The sequence below is a fragment of the Pseudomonas sp. RT4P38 genome (assembly GCF_054897765.1).
Map to the genome: position 1 here is coordinate 5,586,949 of NZ_CM142703.1, position 15,839 is coordinate 5,602,787.

General features: G+C 57.6%; 16 protein-coding genes. 1 reads left to right on the forward strand and 15 read right to left on the reverse strand.

Annotated elements, in window-relative coordinates; all coding sequences use genetic code 11:
* Positions 1-23 precede the first annotated feature (23 nt).
* From rnhB to rpsB, 15 genes are all read right to left on the reverse strand, one after another.
* Positions 24-665, reverse strand: coding sequence for a ribonuclease HII (gene rnhB, locus ACYZT7_RS25965; protein ID WP_282376959.1), 642 nt, complete (start codon positions 663-665; stop codon positions 24-26).
* Complete coding sequence (gene lpxB, locus ACYZT7_RS25970) at positions 662-1,792, reverse strand: lipid-A-disaccharide synthase (RefSeq protein WP_462038751.1); 1,131 nt, start codon at positions 1,790-1,792, stop codon at positions 662-664. Before lpxB ends, rnhB begins: the two co-directional genes overlap by 4 nt.
* Positions 1,793-1,794: 2 nt before the next feature.
* On the reverse strand, positions 1,795-2,571 hold the full coding sequence (gene lpxA, locus ACYZT7_RS25975) for an acyl-ACP--UDP-N-acetylglucosamine O-acyltransferase (protein WP_262165811.1): 777 nt from the start codon (positions 2,569-2,571) through the stop codon (positions 1,795-1,797).
* Positions 2,568-3,008, reverse strand: coding sequence for a 3-hydroxyacyl-ACP dehydratase FabZ (gene fabZ / locus ACYZT7_RS25980; protein ID WP_017336708.1), 441 nt, complete (start codon positions 3,006-3,008; stop codon positions 2,568-2,570). The genes lpxA and fabZ overlap by 4 nt, the downstream gene beginning before the upstream one ends.
* A gap of 109 nt (positions 3,009-3,117) precedes the next feature.
* On the reverse strand, positions 3,118-4,173 hold the full coding sequence (gene lpxD, locus ACYZT7_RS25985) for a UDP-3-O-(3-hydroxymyristoyl)glucosamine N-acyltransferase (protein WP_462038752.1): 1,056 nt from the start codon (positions 4,171-4,173) through the stop codon (positions 3,118-3,120).
* Positions 4,174-4,175: 2 nt separating this feature from the next.
* Positions 4,176-4,679 (reverse strand): OmpH/Skp family outer membrane protein, encoded by a 504-nt coding sequence (locus ACYZT7_RS25990; RefSeq protein ID WP_008028980.1) that lies wholly within the window; start codon positions 4,677-4,679, stop codon positions 4,176-4,178.
* Between the two features lie 45 nt (positions 4,680-4,724).
* On the reverse strand, positions 4,725-7,115 hold the full coding sequence (bamA, locus tag ACYZT7_RS25995; protein WP_462038753.1) for an outer membrane protein assembly factor BamA: 2,391 nt from the start codon (positions 7,113-7,115) through the stop codon (positions 4,725-4,727).
* Between the two features lie 74 nt (positions 7,116-7,189).
* Positions 7,190-8,542, reverse strand: coding sequence for a sigma E protease regulator RseP (rseP, locus tag ACYZT7_RS26000; RefSeq protein WP_462038754.1), 1,353 nt, complete (start codon positions 8,540-8,542; stop codon positions 7,190-7,192).
* A 53-nt stretch (positions 8,543-8,595) separates the two neighbouring features.
* On the reverse strand, positions 8,596-9,786 hold the full coding sequence (ispC, locus tag ACYZT7_RS26005) for a 1-deoxy-D-xylulose-5-phosphate reductoisomerase (protein WP_462038755.1): 1,191 nt from the start codon (positions 9,784-9,786) through the stop codon (positions 8,596-8,598).
* Entirely contained in the window at positions 9,783-10,589 is an 807-nt protein-coding gene (locus tag ACYZT7_RS26010) for a phosphatidate cytidylyltransferase (RefSeq protein WP_462038756.1), read from the reverse strand. The genes ispC and ACYZT7_RS26010 overlap by 4 nt, the downstream gene beginning before the upstream one ends.
* Positions 10,589-11,344, reverse strand: a complete 756-nt coding sequence (gene uppS / locus ACYZT7_RS26015; RefSeq protein ID WP_462038757.1) for a polyprenyl diphosphate synthase — start codon at positions 11,342-11,344, stop codon at positions 10,589-10,591. The genes ACYZT7_RS26010 and uppS overlap by 1 nt, the downstream gene beginning before the upstream one ends.
* Before the next feature lie 13 nt (positions 11,345-11,357).
* Positions 11,358-11,915, reverse strand: coding sequence for a ribosome recycling factor (gene frr, locus ACYZT7_RS26020; protein WP_462002529.1), 558 nt, complete (start codon positions 11,913-11,915; stop codon positions 11,358-11,360).
* Positions 11,912-12,655, reverse strand: coding sequence for a UMP kinase (pyrH, locus tag ACYZT7_RS26025; RefSeq protein WP_003172271.1), 744 nt, complete (start codon positions 12,653-12,655; stop codon positions 11,912-11,914). Before pyrH ends, frr begins: the two co-directional genes overlap by 4 nt.
* Positions 12,656-12,866: 211 nt before the next feature.
* Positions 12,867-13,730, reverse strand: a complete 864-nt coding sequence (gene tsf / locus ACYZT7_RS26030) for a translation elongation factor Ts (RefSeq protein ID WP_462038758.1) — start codon at positions 13,728-13,730, stop codon at positions 12,867-12,869.
* A 191-nt stretch (positions 13,731-13,921) separates the two neighbouring features.
* Positions 13,922-14,659, reverse strand: coding sequence for a 30S ribosomal protein S2 (gene rpsB / locus ACYZT7_RS26035; protein WP_003219330.1), 738 nt, complete (start codon positions 14,657-14,659; stop codon positions 13,922-13,924).
* Between the two features lie 373 nt (positions 14,660-15,032).
* Here rpsB and map point away from each other — a divergent pair, with 373 nt between their 5' ends.
* The gene (map, locus tag ACYZT7_RS26040) at positions 15,033-15,815 is read left to right on the forward strand and encodes a type I methionyl aminopeptidase (protein ID WP_462038759.1); all 783 of its coding nucleotides are present in this window, start codon (positions 15,033-15,035) and stop codon (positions 15,813-15,815) included.
* The last annotated feature ends 24 nt before the right edge of the window (positions 15,816-15,839 follow it).

Below are 15,839 nucleotides of genomic sequence, written 5' to 3' on the forward strand. Positions count from 1 at the left end.
TGGCAAAAACATCAGCCTTGCGACTAACTCTCGATCAGGTTTTCCCGAGCCTCGTACGCCAGACGTACGGGGGCGAAGGAGCGGCGGTGAATCGGCGTTGGCCCCAAGCGGGCCAGCGCCTCCAGATGAACGGGCGTCGGGTAGCCTTTATGGCCGCCGATGCCGTAACCCGGGTAAATCAGCTCGAACGCTGCCATCTCGCGGTCGCGGCTGACCTTGGCCAGAATCGACGCGGCTGCGATGGCCGGTACCTTACCGTCGCCCTGCACCACCGCTTCGGCGCGCATGGACAGTTTCGGGCAACGGTTGCCGTCGATCATCGCAAGTTTCGGTGTGATGTGCAGGCCTTCGACTGCGCGCTGCATGGCCAGCATGGTGGCGTGAAGGATGTTCAGCTCGTCGATTTCTTCGACTTCGGCCCGGGCGATGCACCAGCTCAGGGCTTTTTCGCAGATCTCGTCGTAGAGCTTTTCGCGGCGGGCTTCGGTGAGCTTCTTCGAATCGTTCAGGCCCAGGATCGGACGGTTCGGATCGAGGATCACCGCGGCTGTCACCACCGCACCGCAGAGCGGGCCGCGACCGACTTCGTCGACGCCTGCGACCAGATCTTCAACTTCGGCGACCAGGGTGAAGTCCAGGCCCATCTGAGTGCTTGCTTTGCTCATTGTGTTTTGCCGATCAGGTTCAGTACCGCGTCCGCCGCCTGATTGGAGGCGTCCAGACGTAAGGTACGGTGAATTTCATCGAAGCCGCGGGTCTGTTCTTCACCGCCTTCGATCAGTGGCGACAGCGTCTGGGCCAAGGCTTCAACTGTCGCGTCGTCCTGCAGCAACTCGGGCACCAACAGGCGCTGTGCCAGCAGGTTCGGCAAGGAGATATACGGGCTTTTCACCATGCGCTTGAGAATCCAGAACGTCAGCGGTGCCAAGCGGTAAGCGACCACCATCGGCCGCTTGTACAACAACGCTTCAAGCGTAGCGGTGCCGGAGGCGATCAGCACAGCGTCACAGGCTGCCAGGGCCAGATGGGAGTTGCCATTGAGCAAGGTCAATGGCAAATCGCGACCTGCCAACAATTCTTCCAGCTGCACTCGGCGCTCAGGGCTGGCGCACGGCATGACGAAACGTACGCCGGGGCGCAAGGCCCGCAGGCGCTGGGCGGTATCGAGAAACAGCGCACCGAGACGGCCGACTTCGCCACCGCGACTGCCCGGCATCAGCGCAACCAACGGCCCGTCTGGCAAGCCGAGTTCAGCCCGCGCTGCAGCGCGATCCGCTTCAAGCGGGATAGCATCAGCCAGGGAGTGCCCGACAAACCGCACCGGCACGCCCTTCTCTTCATAAAATTTCGCTTCGAACGGGAACAACGTCAGCATCAGGTCGCAGCCTTCGCGAATCTTCAGCACCCGCTTCTGCCGCCACGCCCAAACCGACGGGCTGACGTAATGCACGGTCTTGATCCCGGCCTGACGCAGCTTCAGTTCGATATTGAGGTTGAAGTCCGGGGCATCGATGCCGATGAACACATCCGGCTTCTGGGCGATCAGGTCCGCAATCAACTTCTTGCGTCGAGCCATCAGCTCGCGCAATCGGCCCAGCACTTCCACCAGGCCCATGACAGAGAGGCGCTCCATCGGGAAATACGAGGTCAGGCCTTCAGCCTGCATCAGCGGACCGCCGACACCGATGAACTCGACAGCCGGATGCTGAGCCTTGAGTGCGCGCATGAGACCAGCGCCCAGAATGTCACCGGAAGCCTCACCCGCCACCAGCGCAATACGCAGATTAGCCATGATTAACGAGTGATGCCACGGGTCGAAGACTGGATGGAATCACGGAATACCGCGACTTCCGGGAACTGGGCCGACGGTTCGGCCAGTTCGGCGAGCGCCTGTTCGACCGTCAGCCCCTGGCGGTAAACCACTTTGTAGGCACGACGCAGCGCGTGGATCGCATCTTCGCTGAAGCCGCGACGACGCATGCCTTCGAAGTTCATGCTGCGGGCTTCGGCCGGGTTGCCGAACACAGTGACGTACGCCGGGACATCCTTGCCGATGGCGGTGCCCATACCGGAAAAGCTGTGGGCGCCGATATGGCAATACTGATGAACCAGGGTAAAACCGGACAGAATCGCCCAGTCTTCAACGTGCACATGGCCCGCCAACGCGGTGTTGTTGACCAGGATGCAGTGGTTGCCGATGACACTGTCGTGGCCGATGTGGGCATAGGCCATGATCAGATTGTGATCGCCCAGGGTCGTTTCAGAACGGTCCTGAATGGTCCCACGGTGAATCGTCACGCCTTCACGGATGACGTTGTGGTCACCGATGACCAGACGGGTTTCTTCACCCTTGTATTTCAGATCGGGCGTGTCCTCGCCTACCGAAGAAAACTGGTAGATGCGGTTGTGCTTACCGATTCGGGTCGGGCCTTTGAGAATCACATGCGGCCCGATCACTGTCCCCTCGCCGATTTCCACACCTGCGCCGATGATCGACCAGGGGCCGACCTCGACGCCGTCAGCCAGGATGGCCGTCGGATCGATGATTGCGCGAGGGTCAATCAAACTCATAGTTTGCGTTCCGCGCAGATAATTTCAGCGGAGCAGACTGGCTTGCCATCGACCGAAGCCTGACACTCGAACTTCCAGATCTGGCGCTTGCAGCTGATGAAGCGGGCTTCGAGGATCAACTGATCGCCAGGGGTGACGGGCTGGCGAAAACGCAGCTTGTCGGAACCGACGAAGTAGTAAAGCGTGCCGTCGGCGGGCTTCACGTCGAGCATTTTGAAGCCAAGGATACCGGCAGCCTGAGCCATCGCTTCGATGATCAACACGCCCGGCATGATTGGATGCGCAGGGAAGTGACCATTGAAGAACGGTTCGTTGATGCTGACATTCTTGTAGGCGCGAATGCGCTTGCCTTCCACATCCAGTTCCACGACTCGGTCCACCAGCAGGAACGGGTAACGGTGAGGCAGGTATTCGCGAATCTCGTTGATGTCCATCATTTCGGGGGGGAAGCCTATGTAAAGATTGGGAGCGCGCGACTGACGCGCACCCCTCTAGCAAATCAAGGAGGCAGTCTAGCGGCTGTGCACACTTGATATGGAAATGGTATCAGCCATCTGATGAAGCATTACCGTCAGGGGTCACTTCCCCTACTCGCTTTTCCAGCTGTCGCAGACGCCGCGCGATGTCATCGAGCTGACGGATACGGGCCGCGCTTTTGCGCCATTCGGCTGCTGGTTGCATCGCCGTACCGGAAGAATAGGAACCCTTTTCCGTAATCGAGTGGGTCACCATGGTCATCCCGGTGATAAATACGTTGTCGCAAATTTCGATATGCCCCACCAGCCCTACGCCACCGGCGAGCATGCAATGCTTGCCGATTTTGGTGCTGCCGGAGATCCCCACGCACGCGGCCATGGCGGTGTGATCACCAACCTGGACGTTGTGGGCGATCTGAATCTGATTGTCGAGTTTCACACCGTTACCCAGAACGGTATCGGCCAGTGCACCGCGATCGATAGCGGTATTTACGCCAATTTCCACATCGTCACCGACCAGGACACCACCGATCTGGGCGATCTTCTGCCAGACACCTTTCTCGTTGGCAAAACCGAAACCTTCGCCACCGAGTACGGCACCCGACTGAATCACTACCCGCTTGCCGATACGCACGTCGTGGTACAACGTAACCCGCGGGGCCAGCCAGCCGCCCTCGCCAATCTCGCAGCGGGCACCGATGAAGCAGTGCGCGCCAACGGTCACCCCCGCAGCAATACGCGCACAGCTTTCGATCACCGCAAAGGCACCGATGCTCGCCGCAGGGTCGACCACTGCATCCGCTGCCACAACGGCTGTCGGGTGAATACCGGCAGACGCCTTGGGCTTGGGATCAAACAGATGGGAAACCCGCGCGTAGGCCAGATACGGATCAGGCACCACCAGCGCATTACCTGCAAAACCTTCAGCATCAGCGGCCTTCAGCAACAAGGCTGCAGCCCGGCTGTCAGCCAGGTACTTACGGTATTGGGGGTTTGCGAGAAAGCTCAACTGAGCTGGGCCAGCCTCTTGCAAAGTGGCTAGCCCAGTAATTTCTTTCTCCGGGTCGCCACGCAGTGTGGCGCCGAGGAACTCGGCCAATTGGCCGAGCTTTATAGTCGCTGTCATGGTTACTTCAGCTGATTCATGCGCTCGATAACCTGGCGAGTGATGTCGTACTGAGGTTTGACATCAATCACTGCGCCACGCTCGAAGACCAGGTCAAAAGCACCTTTCTTGATGACTTCTTCCACAGCGCTGTCCAGTTTCGGCTTGAGCTGCTTCAGCATTTCACGGTCGGCAACGGCTTTGGCTTCGTTCAGTTCCTTGGACTGGAACTGGAAGTCACGGGCCTTTTGCTTGAACTCGAGTTCCAGGCGTTCACGCTCGCCTTGCTGCATCTTGTCGCCGCCGGCCATCAGACGGTCCTGGATGCCTTTGGCACTGCTTTCCAGAGTCTTGAGTTTGGTCAGCTGAGGGCCGAACTTCTTCTCGGCATCCACAGCGTATTTCTTGGCCGCGTCGGACTCCAGCAGAGCCATCTGATAGTTCAGAACGGCGATTTTCATGTCGGCAAAAGCCGGACCTGCTACCAGTACGGTCGCCAGGAGAACCAATTGAGTCAACTTACGCACGATGCACTCCTACAAAATCCATTGTCGTTATCTTGGGTCAGACGCTTAGAACGTCTGGCCGAGGGAGAATTGGAACACTTGAGTTTCAGCGTCATCCGGTTCCTTGATCGGCATGGCCAACGCGAAACTCAGAGGACCCAGTGCGGTAACCCAGGTCACGCCTACACCGACGGAGCTGGCCACGTTGCTCAGGCTGATGTCGTTGCACGCTGTTTGAGCGGTTGAACCGACATTCGCGTTCGTGGTTTTTTCGCACTTGGAATCGAATACGTTACCCACATCCCAGAATACCGAAGTACGCAGCGAACGCTGATCCTTGACGAATGGCAGCGGGAACAACACTTCGACACCACCCTGGATCAGAACGTTACCACCAAACGGCAGCGGGTCCTGGTCCGGGTCAGCGAGCGTACCGGTGTTACCCGTCACAGCTGCACCGCGACTTGGGGTACTGCGAGGACCGAGGGTGCTGTCCTTGAAGCCACGAACCGAGTTGAAACCACCAGCATAGTAGTTTTCATAGAACGGCAAGCCATCGGTAGAACCATAACCATCGCCGTAGCCCAGCTCGGTGTGCAGGCGCATGGTGTAGTTTTCAGACAATGGCTGGAACAACTGGCCACGGTAATCAAGTTTGAAGAACGACAGGTCACTGCCTGGCGTGGTGGTTTCCAGAGTCAGGCTCTGGGAATGACCACGGGTCGCCAATACGCCTTTGTTCAGTGTTGACTCGGACCAGCCGGCCGAAGCCTTGAAGTTCAGGTATTTGTCGCCTTCCTTGTTAACGAAGTCGAAAATCTCGTCAACGGTGTACTGACCGGTCTTGATCTCGTCCTGTTGTGCATTCAGGCCAAAGGTCAGACGCGAAGTCTCGCTGATCGGGTAGCCAACACTCACACCCGCACCCAGGCTGTCTACGGCATAGCTGGTGAGGTCGGCATCGAGTTCGTCGTAGTCGGTGGTGCGGTAGAAGGCGTTGTAACCCAGGCTCACACCGTCAGCAGTCCAGTAGGGGTCGACATAACCGAAGTTATAGCGGCTCTGGTATTCACTGCGGGTCAAGCCGATGCTGACCTTGTTACCCGTACCCAGGAAGTTGTTCTGAGTGATCGAACCACCGAGGATCAGACCGGCGCTCTGGGCAAAACCGACGCTGGCGGTAATCGAGCCGGAGGCCTGTTCTTCAACGCTGTAGTTCACATCAACCTGGTCATCAACACCCGGTACAGCTGGGGTTTCGACGTTGACTTCCTTGAAGAAGCCCAGACGCTCGAGACGAGTTTTGGATTGGTCGATCAGGTAAGTCGAAGCCCAGCCGCCCTCCATCTGACGCATTTCACGGCGCAGCACTTCGTCTTCGGACTTGGTGTTGCCACGGAAGTTGATGCGGTTCACGTAAGCACGCTTGCCTGGGTCAACGGCGAAAGTGATATCGACCGTGTGGTCTTCATCGTGAGGCTGAGGCACGCCATTGACGTTGGCGAAGGTGTAACCCTCGTTACCCAGACGGCGAGTGATCAGCTCGGAAGTGGTGGTCATCAGCTTGCGCGAGAACACCTGGCCTTTCTGAACCAGCAGCAGAGACTTGACCTGGTCTTCAGGGACTTTCAGGTCGCCGCTCAGCTTGACGTCACGGACGGTGTACTTCTCGCCTTCATTGACGTTGACCGTGATGTATACGTGCTTCTTGTCCGGGGTGATGGACACCTGGGTCGAAGCGATATCCATGTTGATATAGCCACGGTCCAGGTAATAGGAGCGCAGACGCTCCAGGTCACCGGAAAGTTTTTCACGAGCGTACTTGTCATCGTTCTTGAAGAACGACAGCCAGTTGGTGGTCTTGAGTTCGAACAGGTCGATCAGGTCTTCATCAGGGAAGACGGTGTTACCCACCACGTTGATGTGCTGGATGGCAGCAACCGTGCCTTCGTTGATATTGACCTTCAGCGCAACGCGGTTACGCGGCTGCGGCACCACTTCGGTGTCGACGGTGGCCGAGTAGCGACCCTGAGCGACGTACTGGCGCTGCAGTTCGTTACGCACACCTTCGAGGGTGGCGCGCTGGAAGATCTCGCCTTCGGCCAGACCGGATTGTTTGAGGCCTTTCATCAGGTCTTCAGTGGAGATCGCCTTGTTACCCTCGATCTCGATACTGGCGACCGACGGGCGCTCGACTACCGTGATGACCAGGACGTTGCCATCTCGGCCCAGCTGGATATCTTGAAAGAAACCGGTTTTGAACAACGCACGAGTGGATTCCACCAGGCGACGATCATCCGCCTGTTCACCGACGTTCAACGGCAAAGCACCAAAGACGCTACCCGCGGAGACCCGCTGGAGGCCATTGACGCGAATATCAGAGATAGTGAAGGACTCGGCGTGAACTTCGGCGATCATCAATACGGTGAGAACCGCAGTTAGCAGCAGACGTTTCATGAAGTCCTTTCTTATTCCAACTGGCAATAAACAAACTGCCGCAAAATGCGGCAGATTCGCAATTCAGCGAAGCGTTACAGTCGACCCAGATCATTGACCAGAGCAAGCAACATCACCCCGACCACCAAACTGATACCGATCTGTATCCCCCAACCCTGCACCCGATCCGACAAGGGGCGACCACGCGCCCACTCGATCAGATAAAACAACAAATGTCCCCCATCCAATACAGGAATGGGCAACAAATTCAGAACCCCCAAGCTAATACTCAGATAAGCAAGGAAATTCAGGAAATCAGCGACACCCGACTGGGCAGAAGCGCCCGCCACTTTAGCAATGGTTATCGGTCCACTCAAGTTTTTTACCGAGAGCTCACCGAACAACATTTTCTTGAGCGAATCGAGGGTCAGTACGCTCATGGTCCAGGTGCGTCGAGCACCCTCCCCGATCGCGGCCACAGGACCGTAACTGACTTCGCGAATCATCTCTGGCGGCCAATCGACTGCTTTCACCCCAGCACCCAGATAACCACTGGGTGCTTTCTTCTCGCCGCGAGCGGCCAGCGTCACAGGGACGTCAATTTGAGCACCATCACGCTCGACGCGCAGCATGATTTTGGTATCAGGGCGCATACGGACCGTGTCCACCACCTGCTGCCAGTCATCGAGCGCCTTGCCATCCAGAGCCAACAGTCGGTCACCGGTCTTCAGGCCTGCAGCCTGTGCCGGGCCTTTCGGGTCAAGTTCGGCGAGGACCGGTGGCAGCGCCGGACGCCAAGGGCGTATACCCAGCGAGCGAATCGGGTCCGGCTCATCGGCACCCTTGAGCCATTTATCCAACGCCAGCTCATGGGGCGAATCCGCCGAGGAACCCTGATCACGGACCAGCAACTGCAGGGAACCGCTCTCCCCGAGACGACGGACCAGTTGCAGGTTCACCGCAGCCCAGCCGGACGTTGGCTCGCCATCGATGGCGATGATTTCCTGGCCCGGGTTTAAACCCGCCTTGGCGGCGATACTGCCGGATTCGACTGCACCGATGATCGGGCGCACTTGCTCGCTGCCGAGCATTGCGAGCACCCAGAAAAAAATCATCGCCAATAAAAAGTTGGCAATCGGGCCAGCAGCAACGATAGCGATGCGTTGACGGACGGTTTTTCGATTAAAGGATTGATCAAGCTGATCGGCAGGCACGTCGCCTTCGCGCTCATCGAGCATTTTTACGTAACCGCCCAACGGGATCGCGGCGACGACGAACTCAGTGCCTTTCTTGTCGTGCCAGCGCAGCAACGGCATACCGAAGCCCACGGAGAAACGCAGCACTTTGACCCCACAGCGACGCGCGACCCAAAAATGGCCGAATTCGTGGAAGGTGACCAGCACACCCAAAGCCACCAGGGTGCCGACAATCATATAGAGCGCGCTCATCTACTTTCTCCGCAATCCTGTCCAGTGCCGCATGGGTCAACGTATTGCAGCACTTACCGCCCGTGACGGCTCAACCATTGTTCGGCCAGAACTCGCGCTTTCGCGTCGGCCGTGAACACTGCCTCGAGATCATCAACCGTAACGACAGGCTCAAGATTCAAGACTTCTTCGATGATACTCGCGATTTCCGGGTAGCGAACCCGCCCGTCGAGAAAGGCCGCGACAGCCACTTCATTCGCCGCATTAAGCATGGCCGGCGCACTATTGCCGGATTCGGCTGCCTGACGCGCAAGGCGCAGACACGGGAATCGCTCTTCATCAGGCGCCTGGAAGTCCAGCCGCGCAATTGCAAACAGGTCCAGCGGCGCAACACCCGAGTCGATTCGCTCCGGCCAGGCCAGCGCGTTGGCGATCGGCGTGCGCATGTCAGGGTTACCTAACTGGGCCAATACCGAACCGTCGATGTAATCGACCAGCGAATGAATCACGCTTTGAGGGTGAATGACCACTTCGACCTGGGACGGCTTGGCATCAAACAGCCAGCAAGCTTCGATTAACTCAAGCCCCTTGTTCATCATGCTGGCCGAATCCACCGAAATCTTGCGCCCCATGGACCAATTCGGATGGGCACACGCTTGCTCAGGGGAAACATGCACCAGTTCAGCCATAGGTGTCTGTCGGAACGGACCGCCAGAGGCTGTGAGTAAAATCCGACGGACCCCGACTGCACCCAGCCCACGAGCGAAATCCTGTGGCATGCACTGGAAAATTGCGTTGTGCTCGCTGTCAATCGGCAGCAACACCGAACCACTCTTGCGCACCGCCTGCATGAACAGCGCACCGGACATCACCAGTGCTTCTTTGTTGGCCAGGAGGATTTTCTTGCCGGCCTCGACCGCCGCCAGAGTCGGTCGCAAGCCCGCTGCGCCAACGATGGCGGCCATGACCGCATCGACCTCAGGATCGGAGGCAACCTGACACAACCCCTCCTCACCCACCAGCACGCGAGTCGGCAGACCTGCGGCGCGAAGGTCATCCTGCAAGCCTCGGGCAGCACCCGCCTCAGGCACCACGGCAAATCGCGGCGTATGGCGAACGCACAGCGCCAGCAGCTCGCTCAGACGAGTGAAACCGCTCAAGGCGAAAACCTGATAACGCTCGGGATGACGAGCGATGACATCGAGAGTGCTCAGACCAATCGAGCCGGTCGCCCCCAGAACAGTAATCTGCTGTGGGCGGCTCACGGTGCCGCCATCCACAGCAGCACGGCAAACACCGGAATTGCTGCCGTCAGACTGTCGATACGGTCCAGCACGCCGCCGTGACCCGGCAGCAGATTGCTGCTGTCCTTGATCCCGGACTGACGCTTGAACATGCTTTCAGTGAGATCACCTACCACCGAGATGAACACAATGATGGCAGCCCCTATCAGACCTTTAAACAACTGAGCCACCGTCCAGTCGCGGACCAGACCGACAACGACAGTGATAACCAGACTCAGCGCCAGGCCGCCGTAGACGCCCTCCCAGCTTTTGCCGGGACTGACCTGCGGCGCCAACTTGCGTTTACCAAAGGCCCGACCGGAAAAGTAGGCACCGATATCAGCGCCCCAGACCAACACCATCACCGCCATGATCAGCCAGTTACCCAACGGTTCCTGTTTGATCTGAATCAGACCTTGCCAGGCCGGCAACAGGATCAGCAGACCGATCACCAGCTTGCAGGCAGCGCTGGCCCAATGTTCGCTGGTGCGCGGATAAGTCAGCACCAGGTAGGTTGCAACGCCCCACCAAAGCACTGAAGCGCCCAACACCCAAGGCGCGAGCCCTGGCAGGATATGCATGAAAAACAGCATCAACGCGACCACTGCCGCATAGGCAACGCGGAGCGGCTGCTCAGTGAAACCCGCCAGGCGAGCCCACTCCCATGCACCGAGGGTCACGATCAGTCCGATGAACAGCGCAAAACCGGTGCCCTCGAGCAGGAAAAACCCGCACAGGGCAATCGGTAACAGGATCAGCGCGGTGATGATTCGTTGTTTAAGCATTAAACCCGGGCCCCAGCCTCGACCTGCTCACTCGTTTTACCGAAGCGGCGCTGGCGAGAAGCAAAATCGGCCAACGCATTACGCATGGCATCGTGTTTGAAGTCCGGCCAGAACAGGTCGGAGAAGTACAACTCGGCGTAAGCCAGTTGCCACAGCAGGAAGTTGCTGATGCGGTGCTCGCCGCCGGTACGGATGCACAAGTCCGGCAACGGCAGATCGCCGGTCGACAGACAGGTTTGCAACAGTTCCGGGGTGATGTCTTCCGGACGCAGGTGCCCGGCCTGAACCTCCCGCGCCAGACGCTGTGCGGCCTGCGCGATGTCCCACTGACCGCCGTAGTTGGCGGCGATCTGCAGAACGAAGCGATTGGCGCCCGCCGTCATTGCTTCAGCTTCACGCATGGCAGCTTGAAGCTCTGGATGAAAGCGCGAACGGTCGCCAATGATGCGCAAACTGATGTTGTTTTCGTTCAGGCGCTTGGCTTCGCGGCGCAATGCCTTGAAGAACAGATCCATCAAGGCACTGACCTCGTCGGCCGGGCGCTGCCAGTTCTCGCTGGAGAAGGCGAACAGGGTCAATACTTCGACCTTGGCCTCGAAACACACCTCGATCACCGCACGAACTGCATCCACACCCGCTTTATGACCGGCGACACCCGGCATAAAGCGCTTTTTCGCCCAGCGATTATTACCATCCATGATGATCGCGACATGGCGCGGCACCGCGAACGGCGCAGTCTGCTTGGTCTTATCCATTAAAACGCGACCCTTATACGGCCATCAGGTCTTTTTCTTTCTGCGCCAAATTCGCGTCGATTTCAGCCACGAATTTTTTGGTCAAATCATCGATTTCGCCAGTGGCGCGGCGCTCTTCGTCTTCGCTGATTTCTTTTTCCTTGACCAGGTCCTTGAGCTGGCTATTCGCATCACGACGGATGTTGCGCACCGCAACACGGGCATCTTCAGCGACATCGCGAGCCTGCTTGGTGAAGCCCTTGCGGGTTTCTTCGGTCAGGGCCGGCATGGAGATCAGCAACAATTCACCCAGGTTGGTCGGGTTGAGGTTCAGACCCGCGCTACCGATAGCTTTGTCGACGGCACCCAGCATGTTGCGCTCAAAGGCAACGACTTGCAGGGTACGAGCATCTTTGACGGTGATGTTCGCGACCTGCTTGATCGGAGTGTCGGAACCGTAATACGGCACCATCACGCCTTCAAGAATGCTTGGGTGCGCCTGGCCGGTACGAATACGGCCGAAGTTGTGCGCCAGCGACTCCACGGATTTTTTCATACGCTCTTGAGCGTCTTTCTTGATTTCGTTGATCATTGTTGGCCTTCCTCGATCAGGGTCCCTTCAGCGCCGCCATGTACGATGTTCAGCAGGGCGCCGGGCTTGTTCATGTTAAATACGCGCAACGGCATCTTGTGGTCGCGGCACAGGCAAATGGCGGTCAGATCCATCACGCCCAGCTTGCGATCCAGCACTTCATCGTAAGTCAGATGATCAAACTTCTCGGCATGCGGGTCTTTGAATGGGTCAGCGGTGTAGACGCCATCGACCTTGGTCGCCTTGAGCACGACATCGGCATCGATTTCGATTGCACGCAGACACGCTGCCGAATCCGTGGTGAAGAACGGATTGCCAGTACCGGCCGCGAAAATCACGACTTCCTTGGCGTTCAAGTGGCGCATGGCTTTGCGGCGATCATAGTGATCGGTCACACCAACCATGGAAATGGCCGACATCACGATGGCCGAGATATTGGCACGTTCCAGCGCATCGCGCATGGCCAGGGCGTTCATCACAGTGGCCAGCATGCCCATGTGGTCGCCAGTGACCCGATCCATGCCGGCCGCACTCAGTGCAGCACCGCGGAACAAGTTACCGCCACCGATCACCAGACCGACCTGAACACCGATGCCGACCAATTGACCGACTTCCAGCGCCATGCGATCCAGAACTTTCGGATCGATCCCGAACTCTTCCGAGCCCATCAGGGCCTCGCCGCTAAGCTTGAGTAGAATGCGTTTATAGCGAGCCTGATAACCACTGCCCTGCTGAGCCATTGCGAATCTCTCCTGCGGCGTATTTTAAAAATTCTTTGCGAGCTGTTTACAGCTGGCGCTCACTCTAGCCTGGCACTGCTTCAGCGCCATCGGAACATGGCTTTGTAAGCCAGTTCCAAAAGGAAACCAATTAAAAATTGGTGCCCCATCTGAAAAGAGGCTGCGCGCGTGAGCGGGCAGCCTCTTCAGGGCGACAGTTAAAAAAACCGTCTTATTGCTTGGCGGCAGCCAGCTGGGCAGCAACTTCTTCAGCGAAGTTGTCGACCGGCTTCTCGATGCCATCGCCTACTTTGAAGTAGGTGAAGGAAACGATTTCAGCACCGGCTTTCTTGGCCAGTTCGCCGACCTTGATTTCAGGGTTCTTGACGAACGCCTGCTCAACCAGGCTCGCTTCAGCCAGGAACTTGCTGATACGGCCTTTGACCATGTTTTCAACGATGTTTTCCGGCTTGCCGGCGATCTTGTCAGCGTTGAGGGTCAGGAACACGCCCTTCTCACGCTCGACCGCTTCAGCGGAAACTTCCGATGGCAGCAAGAATTCAGGGTTGGTCGCCGCTACGTGCATGGCGATGTCTTTGGCCAGCTCAACGCTGCCGCCTTTAAGGGCAACCACAACACCGATCTTGTTGCCGTGCAGGTAACCGCCAACAACATCACCTTCAACGCGAGCCAGGCGACGGATATTGACGTTTTCGCCAACCTTGCCGACCAGAACCAGGCGATCAGCTTCTTGAGCGGCGATCAGCGGAGCAACGTCAGTCAGTTTGTCAGCGAACGCTTTTTCAACGCTGGAAGCGACAAATGCCTTGAAGTCATCCTGCAAAGCCAGGAAGTCGGTCTGCGAGTTCACTTCCAGCAGAACGGCGGATTTACCGTCTTCCTTCAGAGCGATAGCGCCTTCAGCGGCAACGTTGCCAGCTTTCTTGGCAGCCTTGATGGCGCCCGAAGCACGCATGTCATCAATGGCTTTTTCGATGTCGCCGTCAGCCTTGGTCAAGGCTTTCTTGCAGTCCATCATGCCTTCGCCGGTACGCTCGCGCAGTTCTTTGACCAACGCTGCAGTAATCTCTGCCATTTCAAAAATCCTCTTGGATAGGTTTTCAACCATTCCACCCGATCGAACGGGCGATCAATTCTTCCCGAACCACCCTTGCTGGCTGCTGCAGGTTACAAAGCTGTAACTGCGCCGCCGACAAACGGTTTTCGAGGTGGCAAAAAGGGGGCCAAGCCCCCTTTTTGCTTACTGAGTTAACGCCAAGGCGTCAATTACTCAGCGGCTGCTACCGGAGCTTCTTCTACGAACTGCTCGGTGCCGCCAGCAACGTGGTTGCGACCGCGGATTACAGCGTCAGCCATCGAACCCATGTACAACTGGATAGCGCGGATTGCGTCATCGTTGCCTGGGATGATGTAGTCAACGCCTTCCGGGCTGCTGTTGGTATCGACTACGCCGATAACCGGGATGCCCAGCTTGTTGGCTTCGGTGATCGCGATGCGCTCGTGATCAACGTCGATAACGAACAGTGCGTCTGGCAGACCGCCCATGTCCTTGATACCACCCAGGGAACGATCGAGCTTTTCAAGATCGCGAGTGCGCATCAGCGCTTCTTTCTTGGTCAGCTTGGCGAAAGTACCGTCTTCGGCTTGCACTTCAAGGTCACGCAGACGCTTGATGGAAGCACGGATGGTTTTGAAGTTGGTCAGCATGCCGCCCAACCAGCGGTGATCGACGTACGGCGAACCGCAACGTGCTGCTTCTTCAGCAACGATCTTGCCAGCGGAACGCTTGGTGCCGACGAACAGAATCTTGTTTTTGCCCTGGGCCAGACGCTCTACGAAAGTCAGAGCTTCGTTGAACATTGGCAGGGTTTTTTCAAGGTTGATGATGTGGATCTTGTTACGCGCGCCGAAAATGTATTTACCCATTTTCGGGTTCCAGTAACGGGTCTGGTGACCGAAGTGCACACCGGCCTTCAGCATATCGCGCATGTTGACTTGGGACATGATAGTTCCTTAATAAGTCGGGTTTGGCCTCCACGTATCCCAATGACCAACCAGCAGCATCAGCTGAAGGCACCCAGGTCATCGTGTCGACACGTGTGTGGATTTAGGCTTTTCAGGGGATCCCCGGAAAGCGGCGCATTTTATATCACAAGGCTGGAAAAAACGGAACCCGGATTGTTAAATCCTGGCGCGCGCCTTGGTTCCGTCCCTTGGAATCCTCCAAGAATGCGCCATTCTATAAGGAGAAGCGATGCACAGAGGCTCAGATTTGCGCTGCTCGTCTGTTAGAATCGCGTTTTTCAGGGCCGTGAAGATCGATCGCGAAACGCCCATTTCGTTTTAGAAAGCGCCATCGAGCGCAGAGAGAGCCTGTATGACCGTCACCCTCAAAACCCCCGAGGACATCGCAAAAATGCGTATCGCCGGCAAACTGGCCGCCGATGTGCTGGAAATGATTGCCGAACATGTCAAGCCGGGCATCACCACTGAAGAACTGGACCGCCTCTGCCACGACTACATCGTCAACGAGCAGAAAGCCATCCCTGCCCCGCTCAACTACAAGGGCTTCCCGAAGTCGATCTGCACCTCGATCAATCACGTGGTCTGCCACGGTATTCCGAACGAGAAGCCATTGAAGGATGGCGATACGCTGAACATCGACGTCACCGTCATCAAGGACGGCTACCACGGCGACACCAGCCGCATGTTCCACGTCGGCACCGTGCCGGTCTGGGCCGAGCGCCTGTCGCAGATCACCCAGGAATGCATGTACAAGGCCATCGAAATCGTCAAACCCGGCTGCCGCTTGGGCGACATCGGTGAAGTCATTCAGAAGCACGCTGAAAAGAACGGTTTTTCCGTGGTTCGCGAATTCTGCGGTCACGGCATCGGCAAGGTGTTCCATGAAGAGCCGCAGATCCTGCACTACGGCCGCGCCGGCACCGGCATGGAACTGAAAGCCGGCATGACGTTCACCATCGAGCCGATGATCAACCAGGGCAAGGCCGACACCAAGGTATTGGGCGACGGCTGGACCGCGATCACCAAGGACCGCAAGCTGTCGGCACAGTGGGAACATACCCTGCTGGTGACCGAAACCGGTTACGAGATCTTCACCCTGCGCGCCGACGACACCATCCCGCGCGTTTCGGCCTGATCCGGGCGCGCAGCTCCTTAGCCT